This is a genomic window from Gracilibacillus orientalis (assembly GCF_900114645.1).
Lineage (GTDB): Bacteria > Bacillota > Bacilli > Bacillales > Amphibacillaceae > Gracilibacillus > Gracilibacillus orientalis.
On sequence record NZ_FOTR01000004.1, the window covers coordinates 365,348 to 382,852 of the forward strand.

The following is a 17,505-nucleotide window of genomic DNA, read 5'->3' on the forward strand; positions in this document are numbered from 1 at the left end:
ATATAATGAAAGAGTAGAATACCGAAGAAGTCAGGAGTGAGGATTTGCCCAAGATAAGAACGATTGTTTTTTTCTTATTAATAGGAGTATTAATATGGTTTTTTTATGAAGATGATTATAAAGAAGGTGGATTGTCTGATGTCTGGTACGAGATGAAAGATGATTTTAATAATTTGAAAAACAATAGCCAGATACGCAACACGATCACTAATCTTCGTTTGGGGTTAGAAAATTTATTTGACTCCGTAACAGACAAAGAATCTGAAGTTTCCCCTTCTCCTAATATAGAATCACCAGATCTAACAAAACCTTCTGAGCAAACTTTTTCGATTCATAATATTGAAATTAACGATTCGAAGTCAGAGGTTGAAAATATCCTTAATGACTCGAAACGAAGCTCATTAAATGAATATGGAGTTAATTGGCACACGTACCATGATCATTATCAGAATTTCGTAATGGTTGCTTATAACGAAGATAATGAGGTAACTGCATTATACACCAATCAAGACCTTATTAGTTCTAGTGTCGATTTAGCTCTAGAAAATGATAAGAATGATGTTAGAGATGCATTGGGAGAACCGCTTGATTCGATCACGAAAGGATATGTTAAATATCGTATTGATGATAATGATGACCAGGATACCTACTTAATCGATGATAACTATGTCACCTTTTTTTATGATATTCATCAAGAGGATACGATAGCCGCTATACAAATCATTACAGAAAGTCTTGAAAATGAGAAAGATGACTATTTTGCTTCTCCTGATAATGCATTAGCTGAAGGTTTAGAATATCAACTCTTTGACCTTACTAATGCAGCTAGAGTTAAATTCAATGAACCGATCTTGGAATGGCATGAGCCCTCCAAGGCTACCGCACAAAATCATAGTGAAGATATGGCAGAAAATAACTATTTTGGGCATACTAATTTAGATGGCCAATCTCCTTTTGATCGATTAGAAGATGATGATATCACGTTCCGTATGGCAGGAGAAAATCTAGCAGCAGGACAACCTAACAGTATTTATGCTCACCAAGGACTTATGAATTCAAAAGGTCATCGGGATAATATTTTAAAATCTGATTTCAGGTTAATGTCTGTAGGCGTTGCTTTCCAAGAGGACGGGCAACCATTCTATACGGAAGCCTATTTAACGAAATAATGCTTACCTTTATGAGGTAAGCATTATCTTTAATTATTCTGCTTCTTTATCCCGTTTCCTATGATGTTTATGATCCCATTTTGGAATAAAATTATTTTCTTCTAGCTTTTCATATTTTTTCTCCATGTGTTCGAGTATTTTCTGACCTTTTTCTTCCGTAAACACACCGTATTCTATATACTTCTCGATAATTTGCTTTTCTTTTTCCATTACTTCCTGTTTCAAAGTTCTGATTTCATCTATTTGCTCGTCAGATAGTTCCACTTCCTCTGTTTCTGCATGCACAGATGACAGGAACAGTCCTCCTATTGAGATTGTTAATAAACAGGACATAAATAGTTTTCGTAAGCTCATATGTTATCCCACTCCTTTTTCCCTTAGTATGGCAGACTTTCCCTCACTTATACGAAAAATCAGAGTGGATAACACTACTTAAATAATGTTACCGTACATATTCAACCGGAAATACTATAAAGTGTTCGCTACAAATAAATGCAAGAAATAACCAAACTACTAAGAAGATAGAAAATAGGACATCTTTATTCGTGTATCTTAAATGATAATAATAGGTTCTTTGACTATCCTTTGAAAATTTTTTCGCTTCCATAGCTACAGCGATCCGGTGTGCTCGTCGAATACTTTGAGCTAATAATGGAATGGCATATAACTTTATTTTTTCGTACATCCCTTTTACCCCTTTGGAATATTGGACACCTCTCACTTTTAATGCTTGTCGCAGTGTTTGAAATTCTTCTACAATGATCGGAAGCATCCTTATTGCTGCCATAAAGCTGTATGCATACTTAGGTTTCAATTTTAATTGTTGCATTGTTGAGTAAAATAAATAAACAGGTCTAGTCGTTAAAGCAAATATTAAACTCAATATACCAAAGACAGAACTCCTGAGCCCTAAGTGAATGCCACGATAAAAGCTCTCCTCTGTTATATGTATTAAACCAAATTTAAACCAGGTAGTTTCACCTTCACCAAAAAAAATCATAGTTGTCGAAGAGGAGAGAAAAATGATCAATAATGGAACAGCTAACAATCCGACTACTTTCCATGAATGACCGGTACAAAAAAGATATAGTAGAAGAGCACCAATAATCATGTATAACAAAAAGTTGGGATTGTGCACAAACAGCATTCCAATAAACAAAGCAGTTAATACCAATAATTTAAAACTGGGATTTATTCGATGCAACCATGTAGGTTGGTAATTAATACTGATAGACATAGATATCATCCTTCAACATATTTTCTGTCTGTTTGGAAAGATCAAAGATATCTGTGATTTCTCCACCTTTTATTTTCCATTCCTTGGTAGCGTATAGTTCTACTATTTCAGGCTGATGAGTGACCATAACAATGGTGACACCGTTTTTTCTGCATTCTTCAAAAAGTTCGAGCATTTGAAAGGTGTTTTTGGCATCCTGGCCAAAAGTCGGTTCATCTAATAACAGAATATCAACATCTGCAATAGTTGCAGTTGCTACACTTAGACGTTTCTTCTGACCAACAGATAATTGATAGGGATGATGAGCTTTTACATGATACAAATTATATTTTGTCAGATGTTCTTCTATTCTGTTCACAAACTGGTATTGCGGAACATTGCTATGCTTTAAAGAATGCTCAAGTTCTACATAGACACTATTTGTTACAAATTGCAGTTCTGGGTTTTGAAATACATAACCCATCTTTCGGTAATCACATCTTCTACTACTCTCCGATAAAAAATAGCTAATCTCTCCTGATGTTTTAATTAACTGCATCATTGCAAGCATAAGCGTGCTTTTACCAGAACCATTTTCACCAGTTATCGCAATCCAGTCTCCTCGATTTATCTCCGCATCCTCAACGTGCATTTTTATTTGTTTCAGATAATAACCGTAAAAAGAATGCATGGTTATAATCGGTTGGTGACTTTTATCACCATGTGAATGATTTGGTAATTGACTTGCATAGTCATCCCAAATATTCGGATACCATATGCCGTATTGATAAAGTTTGCTACGGAATTGGCTGAAGATATGGTTGGGCTCCCCGTTGGCAACTATAGAACCAGTTTCATTCAGAATAATAACTCGATCAACTAATGGTAATACGTGATCAATTTTGTGTTCTACAATCACCACTGTCTTATCCTCTGAAACTTCCTTCAAAGTGTCCCAAACTTGTTTGGTGCCAACCTGATCTAGCATAGCGGTCGGTTCATCTAAGAAAAGCACTTCAGGTTCTAAAGCTAAGACAGATGCTATTGCTAGACGTTGTTTCATTCCACCTGATAATTGTTGGATCGAAACGTGATTATCATCCAATTGTAATCCGACCTGATCTAGGTATTGGTCAATAAAATCATCCATGTCTTGCTGAGGAGTTTTTCGATTTTCTAATACAAAAGCAATCTCTTCATCAACATAAGACATACAAAATTGAGCATCTGGGTCTTGAAAAACCATCCCGTACGATTCTGATATTTGTTGTTTATCTACTTTTATAGGCATTTCTATTACGTCTGGTATTAAGCCGGCCATTATTTGGAGTAACGTAGACTTCCCCGAACCTGATGGACCGACAAGTAATACTTTCTCACCTTTATTAATGGATAATGAAAAATCTTTAAATAATAATGATGTTGCACTTGGATATTTCGCTCGCAGATTTTTAATTTCTAACATATCATTTTACCCCATCTCATCGTCCAACATTTTATAATCATCTTCAGTAATTGGCCGAATTGCCTTCGTTACCCCTGTTTTGTCCAATGCTTCTACTAAATAATAAGCAAACACACCTGTAATCAATATCGATCCTATTAATCTGGCAGTTATCAATAATGTGAGATTCCAAACGGCTAATGAATCGATATATCCATAAAAAACATCTAATATAAGAGATCCTACTGCTGCTCCTACTGCTGCCAAACAGGTAACATACAGACGATAACTTTTGTACCGATACATGGCAAAAATCAGTTCACAACCTAACCCTTGTACAAGGCCATATAACAGTAGAGATATGCCCCATTGACCACCAAATAAAAATTCCCCCTGAGCAGCGGCAAGTTCTGCCAATATAGCTACACCTGGCTTTCGAATAATAAGAAAAGCAACCGTCGCAGCCATGAACCACATTCCATAAATTAATTGATCCACATGTAAGCCAAACACTCCTACAATGCTGGATAATGGACCCCAAAGTTTATAAATCACACTAAAAATAAAGGCAATAACAATAGTAATTAAAATATCAGTTAATGTTAATGATTTCTTCATGTACATACATCTCCTTTTAAATTATGAATAAGTACTGATCTAGGATTACATATTCTACGCAGCCATCTGCGTTATGACGAACCTCCCTTTGAACACAAAAAGCCACTATCCATACATACGTAGAGATAGTGGCTATACTTATCCATATAAAAGTATTGCTATATTAGATACTAGCCACTTCCCTACGCTGGTATTATCCAGATCAGGTTCTAAGGGTCTTAAAGTCTTACTTTAATCTCAGTCTTTAAAAGACACCCCTAGTGGAATGTGTTTATAATATTTAATTTGACTTCATCATATCAAAGTTATCGATATTGTCAAGAAATTATTTTAACAAATCTGATTGCGCTAATTGATATTTTTTGTTATAGTTAATTACAATGAAAAACAATTAAATATTTTACTTCAATTTTTATTGAAGTGAGAATAGAGGTGCAAAGACCATTAGTACATAGTCGAAGGCTGATGTAGCCAGTGAAGACAATGGAAAGGGGAATTTGCCGAAGTAATCTAAGGATAACATCAACTTATATTACTGGTCCTTCATTGAATAAATGCAGGGCTGTCATATAGTGACGAACTATATGGAGGGCTATCTCACGCATCGAATCCAATGTAAATCCAAGATGCAACAGTGAACCCTCATTGTTGCATCTTTTTTTATTGGTGATGGAGATACCCTCTATTCAATGGAAAATAGCTAAATTGTTTTAAATCTTTGAATAGAGGTGGATGTATCATGAACTTTGGACGTGTATTAACAGCAATGGTAACTCCTTTCAATCAAAATGGAGATATTGATTATGGAAAAACAGAACGATTAATAAGCTACTTACTGCAAAATGGAACAGATGCATTAGTTATAACAGGGACAACTGGTGAATCTCCGACATTATCAAAAGAAGAAAAAATATCCCTGATAAAATTCACCGTTAAAGTAGTTAATGGTCGAGTACCAGTTATTGCTGGAACCGGGTCAAACAACACTCGTGAATCTATCGAGTTGACGAAAAAAGCGGAAACAATTGGTGTAGATGCCATTATGCTTGTGGCGCCTTATTATAACAAACCTTCACAGGAAGGCTTATATCAACACTTTGAAGTCATTGCGGCTTCTACTACTCTACCTGTGATGTTATATAATATTCCAGGAAGAACGAGTATTAATGTTAATCCTGACACGATTATTCAACTTTCTAAAATTGATAATATTGTGTCTGTGAAAGAAGCTAGTGGTAATCTCGATGCGATGACTAAAATTATCCGAGAAACTGATCAGGACTTTTCTTTATATAGCGGCGATGATAATTTAACACTGCCGGCTGTTGCGATTGGAGCAAATGGAATTGTCTCTGTTTCTTCTCATATTATCGGAAACGAAATGAACGAAATGATTGCTGCTTGTCAACACGGTGATATGTTGCGAGCACAAGAATTACATCATTTCTTGCTACCCATTATGCATGCTATGTTTATGGCACCAAGTCCAACTCCAGTGAAAACTGCTTTAGGCATAAACGGTATTGATGTCGGAGGAGTTCGTTTACCGTTAATACCATTAAATGATGAAGAAATGCAATGGTTAAGACACCAGTTATATTTCCTACAAGAAAATTATTATGCTGGATAATATAAAACCGCAGTTCACTGCTAAAGCGAGCTGCGGTTTTTGTTTCTGTACAAATTCAGTGAATGATTCATCATCACTCATGAGTAATATTTCTATAAGAAAGTCATACTATAACTTTATCGATTTTGCTATACTATTCCTACCTACTATTATTTGAGAATGGAGCGTATATCATGAAAATATATGTAGATGCTGATGCTTGTCCTGTAACAGATATTATTATCGAAGAAGCCAAAACCTATCAAATCGATGTGATAGTAGTAAAAAGCTACAGTCATTTTTCGATAAAAGAAACACCTGAACATGTAACAGTAAAATATGTAGATGACGGTGCTGATGCAGTTGACTATCGGATCGTGGAAATGGTAATGCCTAATGATCTCGTGATCACCCAGGATTACGGGCTTGCAGCAATTTGTTTAGAGAAAGATTGCCATGTTATGCATCATGTTGGTTTTATTTATTCAAAAGAAAAAATTAACCAAATGTTACAGGAACGGCATGTGAATGCTAAGGCCAGAAAAGCAGGCGTACGAACAAAAGGACCGAAAAAATTTACAGAAGACCAAAAAAATAGCTTCCGTTTGAAACTACGAAAGCTATTGGAATAATATTAATTTGCTTTTTCCTCATCTTCAATGATTTCAGCAATTTTGCTAATTTGCCAGCGTTTTGCTGTTTCATCATTGATTTCATAAATTTTACCAGCTCGCAATAATTCTTTGTTATAGGTGGATTGTACGAGCATTTTTATTTTTGCCATTAGTCTTCCTCACTTTCTGTTATAAATGCCGTTAACCAGCGTATGCAAGCATTTTTCCAATCCATTGTATTAGGATGCTCCTCAGCTAGACCTAGACCATGTCTGCCATCTTGATAAATATGTAATTCATAAGGAATATGACACCTTTGCAATGCTTCTGTATATTTTAAACTATTAAGCGATAATACTGATTGATCATTTGCGGTAGACCAGATAAACGTTGGTGGTGTATCTTCATGTACAATTTTCTCACATGAATATTGGTCAATCAATTGCTGGTTTGGATTTTTACCAAGTAAATTTGCTTTGCTTCCTTCATGTGTAAATTCTCCCATTGTAATCACTGGATAACAAAGAATTTGAAAATCTGGTCTTGAGGAGTAACCACCTGATTCGGTGTAATGATTACTCACCACAGCAGCAAGGTGCCCACCTGCCGAAAATCCTAACACGCCTACTTTATTTTGATCGTTCATACTCCAATCCTTTTTCTTCTTTTTAATTAATTGGATTGCCTGTTGTGCTTGTGCAATGGTTTCTTGTTTTGATATCGGTGCAACCTGGTACCTTAAAACACAGGCATGAATGCCATTCTGATTGAGCCATTTTGCTACAGGTTCCCCCTCATGATAAGCACGGTGACCATACCCACCTCCTGGTATAACTAATATGATTGGTGCTACCTGCTTATCTGGTATTAAATACGGTGTAATACTTGGCACGTCTTGATGTAAAGACTGATCTTCCCAATTCACGTAATTTTCTTCGATTATTTTCAATGAACTAACCACCTTTTATAAATTATTTTACCAAAAATAGGTGAATATCCTATCCCCATTTGTAATTGGTGCATAGGCTACTATCAAGTGATGAAAGTTTACAGAAGGAAGGGGAATGCTTTATGCATCATCACCGCTATCAGATGGCACCTCAACAGTTGCGCCATACACAACTACCACATCCACAAGAAAGGTTTTTCGGACCTATAGGGCCATTAGGGGCAGGTTTATTAGGTTTTGGGCTTGGTTATTTAGGAAGCGAAATCGCAGGTGGTCCTCCAGGGCCATACCCATATCCACCCTACCCACCATATTACGATCATCCACCGTACGGTCCACCGTTTCCACCAGGACCATATGGACCAGGGCCGTATTATGGACCATTCTAAGTGTTTACAGTAAACTAGACCAGCTAGGTACTTTTCATTGATATGGTTTATGCTTAAAACTTGGCAATAGTATAAAATGCCAGCTTATAACAAAGAGATCAGTTTCTACTGATCTCTTTTAGTATTTAGTGATTAAACGTTTTTTAAGCTTTTTGAATGAATTGAACACCCTTCATACTTTGGAGAATTAAATAAATCCTCGTGCATTAGAATAAGTGCATACTTAAATATCTTTCTCCTGTATCAGGAGCAATACAGACTATCTTTTTACCTGCACCTAATTTTTTTGCTACTTGGATGGTAGCAAAAACGGCCGCTCCTGCAGATGGACCAACAAAAAGTCCTTCTTCTACTGCTAGACGTTTAAATGTGTTAATCGCGTCATCATCAGCGATTTGGATAATTTCATCGTAAATAGAAGTATTTAAAATATCTGGAACAAAACCAGGGCTTGTGCCAACTAGCTTGTGTTTACCCGGTTTACCACCAGATAATACAGGTGAACCTTTTGGCTCCACTACAGCTATATGTAGATCCGGAAGTTGTTGTCTTAGTACTTCACCAGTACCTGTAATAGTCCCCCCAGTTCCGGCAGTTGCGACAAAGCCATCCAAATCATGATTCATTTGCTCTAATATTTCAAGAGCTGTTGTTTTCCGATGAATATCTGCATTGGCGTTATTTTCAAATTGTTGCGGCATAAAGCTATTTGGTAATTCTTTGACTAATTCTTCTGCTTTTCTAATTGCTCCAGGCATTTTTTCTGCACTTGGCGTCAGAACCACTTTTGCACCATATGCTTTCAAAATATTAATACGTTCCTGTGTCATGTTATCCGGCATCACCAAAATTGCTTGATAACCTTTGGCGGCACAAATCTGCGCAAGTCCGATACCGGTATTTCCACTTGTTGGCTCAATAATAGTGGAATCTTCTTTCAACAAACCTGCCTTCTCCGCTTCTACAATCATATTAAATGCGGCACGGTCTTTCACACTCTTTGAAGGATTAAACATTTCTAACTTCACATAAATATCTGCAGCACCCTCAGGTACAATACGATTTAATTTAACTAAAGGAGTATTTCCAATTAACTCCGTCATATTCTGATAAACTCTCATCTGCCTACCCCTTCCTGCAACATCTCTCTCTATCATATCATAGCAACCCCCTATAAACACAACTATCAACCTAAATCAGTTGGGGGTAAAGGGATAAGATATCGTTATCTCTTGCGAAGAAACGCAACTCGTAAGAAAAGCGCAAAGCGCCCGTTTAGAAACGTAGTGACTGGAGCGAATCAACTGAGATAAAGGAATCACGGTGAGTTTACGAACCGATGATGACTTATCGTAGGGTGATTCGTGAAGTCGCCTAGTTTTTGGCGCTTGGAGCTAGACATCTCCGTTTATACTTTCTTGCATTATCAAAAAAAGCTAAAGAAAATTTCTTAAGCTTTTATAGGTCGTCTACAACAATATAGGCAGCATGGATTGGACCGTGTACACCGACTACAAGGTTCATTTCGATATCGGCACTATTACTTGGCCCCGTAATAAAGTTGATACAAGATGCAATATCTTCACCTTTTTCCACTTGCGCATGTATATAATCGGTTGCCTGGGTCATTCTTTTTACGATCGTTGACTTCGGAATAATTGCTATATAATTGGCAGGTAAAAGACTGACAGAACGTCCTTGCCCTTTATCATTTAATAAAACAACGGTTCCTGATTCTGCTAACGTGATATCACTAAATGTAATCCCCACATCTGCTTTTTCTGCTATTTTGATTGATCCTTCTCGGTCAGTGCGGTCCCACTTAAAGGCATTTAAACTTGTTATATAATCTTCTATTTTCGCGTTTTCAAATCTGGGATCATCTGAATAAACAACTGTCTCTGATTCATATTCCTTCATCACACTTGTTATCGTTTCAGATAAATCTTGCAATGTTGTTTGGTAAAAATCAGTATGAATTTCTTTACACTGTTCTCGCAAAACAGTGATTAATTGATCCCGGTCATATCCTTCTAACACCTTTTTCTGTGGTTCAGTCGTCCATGCTGGTTTTTCAACTGGTTTGTCAGAAGAAATACCTCCAATTTTTGCTCTAATATTGGCTAAAAAGGCTTCACGATTTATAATATTACCTTTTGGCATTTTTTTCACCTCGTTTCTCGCGACTGTTAAACCAATCACGAAAACGTTCATTTGCAGGCTGAGGAAAATCCCTAGCATGTGTCCAATGTTTTAATGGGCCAGGACCTTTGGAAATCAGCTTATTTTTTGCAAATGGCGTCGTTAAAAAGGGGGCCATTTTCGTTGCGGTTCGATAGAGATTAGCCGAATTTACTAGCTGTTCAAATCCTCGCATCACCACACGCTCTGACAATGGTGATTTTTTCTCATCTTCGACAATTTTCCTTCTGTGCATAATCAATTGTTCATGAAGTGGTATTTTTACTGGACAAACCTCCGTACAGGCTCCACATAATGAAGAGGCATAAGGTAATTCTTGGTATTCTTCATAGTCCGATAACAAGGGGGATAGTACCGCACCGATCGGACCTGGATAAATGGAGCCATATGCATGCCCACCAACATGACGATAGACTGGACATACATTAATACATGCCGCACAACGAATACAATGCAAAGCTTCTTGGAATTCTGTCCCTAAAATTTTTGATCTTCCATTATCAACAATGACTAGATGAAATTCTTCTGGTCCATCAGCTTCTTCTAGCTGTTTTGGGCCAGTTAAGGCTGTAATATAACTTGTTAATTTTTGACCAACTGCAGCTCTTGTTAACAAACTAACAACGACGTCCAGTTCTTCCCATCCTGGTACAATTCTTTCCATTCCCATTACGGTGATCTGCGTTTTCGGTAGTGCTGAAACCATACGTGCATTACCTTCATTGGTGACCAAGGCAAATGACCCAGATTCTGCGACAGCAAAGTTACATCCTGTAATACCTAGGTCTGCTTCAGTAAATTCTTCACGTAATTTTTCACGAGCAAATAACGCTAATTCTTCCGGTTTTTCTGATTTTAAATAATCCAATTTCTCATGGAATACTTCACGGATTTGCTCTTTATTTTTATGAAGGGCTGGTGCCACAATATGGGATGGTGGATCATGTTCATCGAGTTGCAAAATATATTCGCCTAAATCCGTTTCAATTACTTCACAGCCAATATCTTCTAAAGCTTCATTCATTGAGATCTCTTCTGTTACCATGGATTTCGATTTGGCGATTTTTTTTGCATCTTTTTCTTTGGCTACTTTCTGAATATATTCATTTGCTTCTTCACCAGTTTCTGCAAAAAAGACATGCCCGCCTAATTCGGCCACTTTTTCGCTTAACTGGTGTAAATAATAGTCTAAATGTTCAATCGTATGACCACGTATTTCTGATCCTAGTGTACGCCAATCTTCCCAATCACCTAATTCGTCAGCTGCCGTTGCACGTTTGTCCTGCAATCTTTCTTGCGCAGAGCGAACGGCTCCTCGCATAAAGTCATCATCTAATCCTTTTGTTACTCTTTTTTTAAAGTCTTTCTCTCCAATATGCATCGGCATTATACGTCACCTCTGCTATTCAAAATTTCGGCGATATGCTTAACCTCTACCGGACTTTCATTTCGTGACAAACGTCCTCCAATATTCATCAGACAACTACCATCCGCTCCTAATAAAAGATTCGCCGAGGTTTCTTCAATATGTTCTACTTTTTCATCAACCATTTGTTCTGAAATGTCACTCATCTTAACTGAAAATGTACCACCAAATCCACAGCAATCATGACGATTTGGCAAATCAATCATTTGCAATCCGTTCACATTCTCAAGCAATCGAAATGGTGCTTCTTTTACACCTAATAGTCGAGTCATATGACATGATGTATGATACGTAGCTACTCCGTCATAACTTGCTCCTACATCTTCTACACCAAGAATATCGACGATAAATTGTGTTAATTCATATGTTTTCTCTTTCAATTCTATAGCTCTTTTTTGCCACTCAGAACCTTCTTCGAATAAGTGAACATATTCATGAATCATAAAGACACAAGAGCCTGAAATGCCTACGACATACTCTGCATGTTCAAAAGTTTCTACTAAATGTTTAGCTACCTCTAATGTTTCCTTATGATACCCACTATTATAAGCAGGTTGACCACAACATGTTTGCGCTTTCGGAAAATCGATCTCACAGCCGAGATGTTCCAATAACTCCACTGCAGCTTTACTGGCATTGACATAAAACATATCTCCTAAACATGTAACAAAAAATGATACTTTCATGTTTTTACTCCCCTTTAGGAACATCGACATTGTTCTTTCTCTCATTCTATCATGTTTTCTACTCATAGTAGAATGGATAAACTCTCGTAACGAAAGTTTATCCATTTTCTATAATTATCGAGTAAATGCTGCTGCAACGCCACCATCTACTGTTACCATACACCCAGTTGTTTTTGCTGCTTTGGAAGAAGCAAGGAAAGCAACAGATTCAGCAATATCCTCTGGCAAGATATTAACATTTAAGATCGTACGTTTACGATAATGTTCTTCTAAATCATCGGTACCGATACCATAGGAGGAAGCACGTTCTTTTTTCCAAGAAGAGTCCCAAATCTTTGATCCACGGATAACAGCATCTGGTAATACAGAGTTAACACGGATTCCTAAAGAACCTCCGTCTGCTGCAATAGTTCGTGCTAAGTGAACTTCTGCTGCTTTCGCTGTACTGTAAGCTGCTGCATTTTTACCTGCGTAGATCGAGTTTTTCGAACCGATAAATACCATGTTGCCACCAATTTCTTGTTCTTTCATTAATTTAAAGATCTCACGAGCAACTAAGAAATAACCTGTGACAAGTACATTAATATTTAAGTTCCATTGATCCATCGTTGTTTCTTCAAATGGACTTGAGCTAGCTAGACCGGCGTTATTCACTAAAATATCAATACCACCGTATTTTCTTGCGGAAGCATGAATAGCCGCTTGTACTTCCTCTTCTTTTGTTACGTCCATTTTTATGGCAAATGCACGATTTTCTCCGTACTTTTCGTTTACTTCATTCGCTAGATTTTCTGCACCTTCCAAGTTAATATCAGCAATAACCACATGTGCTCCTTGATCTAATAGACGATAGGTTGTTGCAGTACCAATACCACCAGCACCGCCTGTCACAAATGCTACTTGACGAGAAAATTCTACCTCTGGCGGAGCTAAACTTAACTTGTAAAGTTCTAACGGCCAATATTCAACACCATATGATTCTGCTTCATCTAATGATACAAAGTTACCTAATACGGTAGCTCCTGACATGACCGCAATCGCACGATGATAAAGCTGTTCACTAATATTTGCTGCTGTCCAGCTTTTTCCGGTATTTACCATGCCTAGTCCCGGAATCAAAATAATCCGAGGAGCAGTTTCTACGATTTCGTCACCTTCATTTTTATTTCTGTCAAAGTAAGCAACATATTCATCTTTGTAAGCTGCGAGACCTTCTTTAATTTTCGATGTCAAATCTTCTACATCTCCCGACTGCGGATCCCAGTCAATAAATAGCGGTACACGTTTCGTATGGACAAGGTGATCTGGACAAGCAGCACCTACTTTTGATAATTCTTTCGCTTCATTACTGTTTACAAATTCCAAGACTGTATCATCATCATTATATGTTGTCAGCATCTTTTTGTCTTGGCTAACCTGACCACGAATGATTGGCATTACTTCCGCAAAAACTTTTTGTCTTTCATCGTCAGATAAGGATTGGTATTTCGCACCACCGAATAACGAATTACCTTCCGATTTGTTATTAATATAGTCTTCCGCTTCATTAATAATATCAATTGTTTTATTGTAGCTTTCTTTTGATGTTTCACCCCATGTTACAAGGCCATGTTTTTCCATAATTACTAATTCTGCATTAGGATTATTTTTTACTCCTTCTGCAATCATTTTGGAAAGCTTGAAACCTGGACGAATATATGGAACCCACACAAAGCGATCTCCATAAATCTCCTTTGCTATTTCTTTACCATTATCTGCACAAGCAATACTAATGATAGCATCTGGGTGAGTGTGATCAACTTGTTTATATGGTAGAAAAGCATGTAATAATGTTTCAATAGATGAACGTGGATGCTTTGCGTTAATCATACAGTGTGATAAATATGCTACCATGTCCTCATCAGACATATCGTCACGTTCAAGTAGCGGGCGGATATCATCCAATTTGAGTCCGGTAAAGTTATGTGCTTTCATAGTAGCTAGGTCAGAACCACTACCTTTTACCCACATTACTTCAATATCATCGCCTTTAAAATCCTTTTCTATCGTTTTAGATGATGTGTTCCCCCCACCTATGTTTACGACCGAACGATCTAAACCTAATAGATTTGAACGATAAACTAGTGATTCTAAACCCTCACCTTGAGCAATTTGACTGTCATCCCAATTGTTTTGTACCAATGCATTTCCTCCTCAGTATTTTTGTTTTGTTTTATTTGTTTGGTTACTCTTTGATTATACTACAAAACAAAAATAAATCAACACAAACACAGATTAATATTTTTATCACTGTTGAAATTCCTCTTTATATTAACTATTACGTTTTGATAATACCTTTTTCTCGTAATCTTTTACTTCCTCTAACCATTTTTCTTGAGCTGGAACACCCATTTGTTCACAATAATAATCCCAAATGGCACCGAATGGATAGGTTTTGAATTCTTCAAATAACGCTAATCGATCTGTGAAATTACCCGTTTCCTGTAATTGTTTTAAATGATCATTTGGTAATAGTAATGCATATAATAATGATTTAATCATATTTCTTGTACCAATTGTCCAGGCCGCCACTCGATTAATACTGGCATCAAAGAAATCCAATCCAATCATCACTTTATCTAGTGCATCATTACGGACGATTTCCAACCCGATTTCGCGAAGTTCATCATCTAATATAATTACATGGTCACTATCCCAACGAACTGGCCTTGAGACGTGAAGGGCTAACCTGTCACTAAATAAAAGCATGGCAGAAATTTTATTGGAAACCACTTCTGTTGGGTGGTAGTGACCGCTATCTAATAGGCATAGTTTGTTGTTTTTAAGGGCATAGCCCATATAAAACTCGTGAGAACCTACCACATATGCTTCTGACCCGATACCGAACAGTTTACTTTCTACAGCATCAATGTTTAACGACTCATCAACATCTGCCGCAAAAATTTCATCTAAGGATTCTTTTAGACGTTTACGTGGTGTAAGTCTATCGCTAGGAATATCTTTATAACCATCTGGAATCCAAATGTTCGTTAATGCTGGTTGACCTAATTCTTTACCAAAATATTCACCTATTTTACGTGACTTGATACAATGCTCGATCCAGAAATCACGAATTTCTTTGTCGGGATGTGCCAATGTCAGTCCATCGGCTGCTTTTGGATGAGAAAACAAAGTAGGGTTAAAATCAAGACCTAAGTCATGCTCTTTTGCCCATTGCACCCAATTTTCAAAATGTGTTGGTTCCAATTCGTTACGATCAACTAGTTTCCCATCTGTTTCAGCATATATCGCATGTAAGTTGATTTTATGTTTTCCCGGAATTAGCGATAACGCTTTCTCTAAGTCACTTCTTAATTCTTCTGGTGTTGTGGCTTTACCAGGATAATCACCCGTTACATCAATTCCGCCTGACAATTCTTGTTGGTCTACTTCAAATCCGCCAATGTCATCCCCTTGCCAGCAATGAATTGAGATTGGCACATTTTTCAATTTTTCAAAAGCTTCCTCTACCGAAATCCCCCATTTTTCATATTGCTTTTTTGCTACTTCAAAATTTTCTTTTACACTCATGCCTTTTCACCTCTTGTTTAAAATTTTTGAATATCAAAGGATTGATTAATCATTTGTTTTGATTGTTCAATCGAATTTAATTGACCTGTCGCCATCATTTGCGCTACTAGATTTCCAATCGCTGTAGCCTCACCTGGACCTGTGTAAATTGTTTTTTTACTGACGGTTGCTAATTTTTCATTCATATAATAATTCTTACTTCCACCACCAATAATATGAATCGTACTATACGTTTTCCCTGTTAATTCTTCAATCTCTTTTGCTGTTTGATGATAGCTTTCTACTAAACTATCAAAAATACATTTTGCGAATTCGCTGGCTGTTATCGGTTCTTGTTGGTTTGTCTCCTGACAATATGTTTGAATCGCTTGTTTCATACTTTCTGGACTTAAAAATCGCTGATCATTGACATTAACGATTGATGCGAATGCTGATTCCTGATAAGCAAGATCTACAAATTCAGCAAAGCTATACTGATCATGCCATTCACGTTTCACTTCCTGTATCATCCAAAGACCCATGATATTTTTCAAGAAACGGATATGATCATTAGCACCACCCTCATTGGTGAAGTTATAATCAAATGCTTGTGATGTACTGATCGGTTCATGATGCTCTACACCCATCAATGACCATGTACCTGAACTAATGTAAATTGTATCCTGAGCTGGTACAGCCATCACGGCTGAGGCTGTATCATGGGTGCCGGGTAAGACTACTTCCAGATCAAACTCAAGCTCATGTTGTAATTCCTTCGTTAGAGAGCCAATTGATTGCATTGGTTGAATAGGTTCTGAAAATATATGTTCAGGTATATTCAATTTTTCTAGAAAATCTTGATGCCATTTTTGATTTGTGGCTTTTAACAATTGAGTGGTTGTAGCATTGGTATATTCATTCGTTATTTTTCCAGTTAGTAAATAATGGAGGTAATCGGGAATCATCAAAAAGTATCTTGCATTTTTTAACGTTTCCGGTTTTTCTTTTTGTAAGGCAAATAATTGATAAATCGTGTTAAATGGTTGAAATTGTATCCCTGTTTCCTGGTAAATCGCTTTTTGATCGATAAGTTGAAAAACTTCATCCATTACCCCGTCTGTACGGTGGTCCCGATAGGCAACTGCATCTGTGATTCTGTTTTTGTCTTTATCTAACAATACAAAATCAACTGCCCATGTATCTACTCCAATAGTTAAAGGTTGAAACTGCTTTTCTACACTTTTTTTCATCCCGACTTTAATTTCTAGAAAAAGATCATCAATATCCCAACACAAATGGCCATTCATTTCCCTCATCTTATTGTCAAATCGATGGATTTCATCTAAAATTAGCTGATTGTTTTGAACATAGCCTGCAATGACCCGTCCACTCGAAGCACCAATATCGACGGCTAAATTACATTTTTGCAAGTGAATCACTCCTTTATTGTAAGCGATTTATATTCTTATCATAAAGGAGTGATTCAAATTATTATATATCGAAAATTATATATTTATTGTCCATTTTTGCATTTAGATGTAATGGAGCTAACACATGCTTACTTCACTTTAATAACCCTATGAATTAAAACTAATCATATTTCTCATTCATAGGGTGTGCTCCATAATCATGAA

General features: G+C 36.8%; 17 protein-coding genes and 2 riboswitches. Of the genes, 4 read left to right on the forward strand and 13 right to left on the reverse strand.

The features are described 5' to 3' along the window. Positions 1-44 precede the first annotated feature (44 nt). Positions 45-1,169: a CAP domain-containing protein gene (locus BM121_RS10255; protein ID WP_091483542.1), complete on the forward strand. Its 1,125-nt coding sequence runs from the start codon at positions 45-47 to the stop codon at positions 1,167-1,169. 33 nt (positions 1,170-1,202) lie between these two features. On the opposite strand, the gene BM121_RS10260 is transcribed toward BM121_RS10255, so the two are convergent. The 4 genes from BM121_RS10260 to BM121_RS10275 all read right to left on the reverse strand — a co-directional run bounded on the left by BM121_RS10260 (position 1,203) and on the right by BM121_RS10275 (position 4,447). Then, on the reverse strand, positions 1,203-1,523 hold the full coding sequence (locus tag BM121_RS10260; protein WP_091483543.1) for a YckD family protein: 321 nt from the start codon (positions 1,521-1,523) through the stop codon (positions 1,203-1,205). An 88-nt stretch (positions 1,524-1,611) separates the two neighbouring features. After that, entirely contained in the window at positions 1,612-2,406 is a 795-nt protein-coding gene (locus tag BM121_RS10265) for an energy-coupling factor transporter transmembrane component T family protein (protein ID WP_091483544.1), read from the reverse strand. Next, positions 2,390-3,850, reverse strand: a complete 1,461-nt coding sequence (locus BM121_RS10270) for an ABC transporter ATP-binding protein (RefSeq protein ID WP_091483545.1) — start codon at positions 3,848-3,850, stop codon at positions 2,390-2,392. Before BM121_RS10270 ends, BM121_RS10265 begins: the two co-directional genes overlap by 17 nt. Before the next feature lie 6 nt (positions 3,851-3,856). After that, positions 3,857-4,447 (reverse strand): ECF transporter S component, encoded by a 591-nt coding sequence (locus tag BM121_RS10275; RefSeq protein ID WP_175495390.1) that lies wholly within the window; start codon positions 4,445-4,447, stop codon positions 3,857-3,859. Between the two features lie 162 nt (positions 4,448-4,609). Next, positions 4,610-4,716, reverse strand: a riboswitch (TPP riboswitch). A gap of 150 nt (positions 4,717-4,866) precedes the next feature. Continuing rightward, positions 4,867-5,050: riboswitch (Lysine riboswitch) on the forward strand. Positions 5,051-5,186: 136 nt separating this feature from the next. On the opposite strand from BM121_RS10275, the gene dapA reads away from it, so the two are divergent. Both dapA and BM121_RS10285 read left to right on the forward strand, forming a co-directional pair. Continuing rightward, positions 5,187-6,077 (forward strand): 4-hydroxy-tetrahydrodipicolinate synthase, encoded by an 891-nt coding sequence (dapA, locus tag BM121_RS10280; protein ID WP_175495391.1) that lies wholly within the window; start codon positions 5,187-5,189, stop codon positions 6,075-6,077. A 173-nt stretch (positions 6,078-6,250) separates the two neighbouring features. Beyond that, complete coding sequence (locus BM121_RS10285) at positions 6,251-6,688, forward strand: YaiI/YqxD family protein (protein WP_091483547.1); 438 nt, start codon at positions 6,251-6,253, stop codon at positions 6,686-6,688. 2 nt (positions 6,689-6,690) lie between these two features. On the opposite strand, the gene BM121_RS22055 is transcribed toward BM121_RS10285, so the two are convergent. Further along, positions 6,691-6,840: a hypothetical protein gene (locus tag BM121_RS22055; RefSeq protein WP_175495392.1), complete on the reverse strand. Its 150-nt coding sequence runs from the start codon at positions 6,838-6,840 to the stop codon at positions 6,691-6,693. Then, positions 6,840-7,619 carry an alpha/beta hydrolase gene (locus BM121_RS10290; RefSeq protein WP_091483548.1) on the reverse strand — a complete coding sequence of 260 codons (780 nt, stop codon included), beginning with the start codon at positions 7,617-7,619 and terminating at the stop codon, positions 6,840-6,842. The genes BM121_RS22055 and BM121_RS10290 overlap by 1 nt, the downstream gene beginning before the upstream one ends. Positions 7,620-7,741: 122 nt before the next feature. On the opposite strand from BM121_RS10290, the gene BM121_RS10295 reads away from it, so the two are divergent. Beyond that, positions 7,742-8,008: a hypothetical protein gene (locus tag BM121_RS10295; RefSeq protein WP_091483549.1), complete on the forward strand. Its 267-nt coding sequence runs from the start codon at positions 7,742-7,744 to the stop codon at positions 8,006-8,008. A 206-nt stretch (positions 8,009-8,214) separates the two neighbouring features. Here the strand turns inward: BM121_RS10295 and cysK are convergent, their stop codons facing one another. The 7 genes from cysK to rhaB all read right to left on the reverse strand — a co-directional run bounded on the left by cysK (position 8,215) and on the right by rhaB (position 17,301). Then, a complete protein-coding gene (gene cysK / locus BM121_RS10300; RefSeq protein ID WP_091483581.1) occupies positions 8,215-9,129 on the reverse strand; it encodes a cysteine synthase A in 915 nt (304 codons plus the stop codon). 337 nt (positions 9,130-9,466) lie between these two features. Then, positions 9,467-10,171: a LutC/YkgG family protein gene (locus BM121_RS10305; protein WP_091483550.1), complete on the reverse strand. Its 705-nt coding sequence runs from the start codon at positions 10,169-10,171 to the stop codon at positions 9,467-9,469. Continuing rightward, the gene (locus tag BM121_RS10310) at positions 10,158-11,597 is read right to left on the reverse strand and encodes a LutB/LldF family L-lactate oxidation iron-sulfur protein (RefSeq protein WP_091483551.1); all 1,440 of its coding nucleotides are present in this window, start codon (positions 11,595-11,597) and stop codon (positions 10,158-10,160) included. Before BM121_RS10310 ends, BM121_RS10305 begins: the two co-directional genes overlap by 14 nt. Further along, positions 11,597-12,322, reverse strand: coding sequence for a (Fe-S)-binding protein (locus BM121_RS10315; protein WP_091483552.1), 726 nt, complete (start codon positions 12,320-12,322; stop codon positions 11,597-11,599). The genes BM121_RS10310 and BM121_RS10315 overlap by 1 nt, the downstream gene beginning before the upstream one ends. 114 nt (positions 12,323-12,436) lie before the next feature. After that, entirely contained in the window at positions 12,437-14,503 is a 2,067-nt protein-coding gene (locus BM121_RS10320; RefSeq protein WP_091483553.1) for a bifunctional aldolase/short-chain dehydrogenase, read from the reverse strand. A gap of 129 nt (positions 14,504-14,632) precedes the next feature. Then, on the reverse strand, positions 14,633-15,892 hold the full coding sequence (gene rhaA / locus BM121_RS10325) for an L-rhamnose isomerase (RefSeq protein WP_091483554.1): 1,260 nt from the start codon (positions 15,890-15,892) through the stop codon (positions 14,633-14,635). A gap of 17 nt (positions 15,893-15,909) precedes the next feature. Next, on the reverse strand, positions 15,910-17,301 hold the full coding sequence (rhaB, locus tag BM121_RS10330; protein WP_091483555.1) for a rhamnulokinase: 1,392 nt from the start codon (positions 17,299-17,301) through the stop codon (positions 15,910-15,912). Positions 17,302-17,505: the final 204 nt, after the last annotated feature.

Bases quoted from the DNA above. Each gene is read 5' to 3' on its own strand.
- BM121_RS10305 (WP_091483550.1), bottom strand. From the start codon at position 10,171: ATGCCAAAAGGTAATATTATAAATCGTGAAGCCTTTTTAGCCAATATT.
- BM121_RS10315 (WP_091483552.1), bottom strand. From the start codon at position 12,322: ATGAAAGTATCATTTTTTGTTACATGTTTAGGAGATATGTTTTATGTC.
- BM121_RS10265 (WP_091483544.1), bottom strand. From the start codon at position 2,406: ATGTCTATCAGTATTAATTACCAACCTACATGGTTGCATCGAATAAAT.
- dapA (WP_175495391.1), top strand. From the start codon at position 5,187: ATGAACTTTGGACGTGTATTAACAGCAATGGTAACTCCTTTCAATCAA.
- BM121_RS10270 (WP_091483545.1), bottom strand. From the start codon at position 3,850: ATGTTAGAAATTAAAAATCTGCGAGCGAAATATCCAAGTGCAACATCA.
- BM121_RS10285 (WP_091483547.1), top strand. From the start codon at position 6,251: ATGAAAATATATGTAGATGCTGATGCTTGTCCTGTAACAGATATTATT.
- rhaA (WP_091483554.1), bottom strand. From the start codon at position 15,892: ATGAGTGTAAAAGAAAATTTTGAAGTAGCAAAAAAGCAATATGAAAAA.
- BM121_RS10295 (WP_091483549.1), top strand. From the start codon at position 7,742: ATGCATCATCACCGCTATCAGATGGCACCTCAACAGTTGCGCCATACA.
- BM121_RS10275 (WP_175495390.1), bottom strand. From the start codon at position 4,447: ATGAAGAAATCATTAACATTAACTGATATTTTAATTACTATTGTTATT.
- BM121_RS10260 (WP_091483543.1), bottom strand. From the start codon at position 1,523: ATGAGCTTACGAAAACTATTTATGTCCTGTTTATTAACAATCTCAATA.
- cysK (WP_091483581.1), bottom strand. From the start codon at position 9,129: ATGAGAGTTTATCAGAATATGACGGAGTTAATTGGAAATACTCCTTTA.
- BM121_RS22055 (WP_175495392.1), bottom strand. From the start codon at position 6,840: ATGGCAAAAATAAAAATGCTCGTACAATCCACCTATAACAAAGAATTA.
- BM121_RS10310 (WP_091483551.1), bottom strand. From the start codon at position 11,597: ATGCCGATGCATATTGGAGAGAAAGACTTTAAAAAAAGAGTAACAAAA.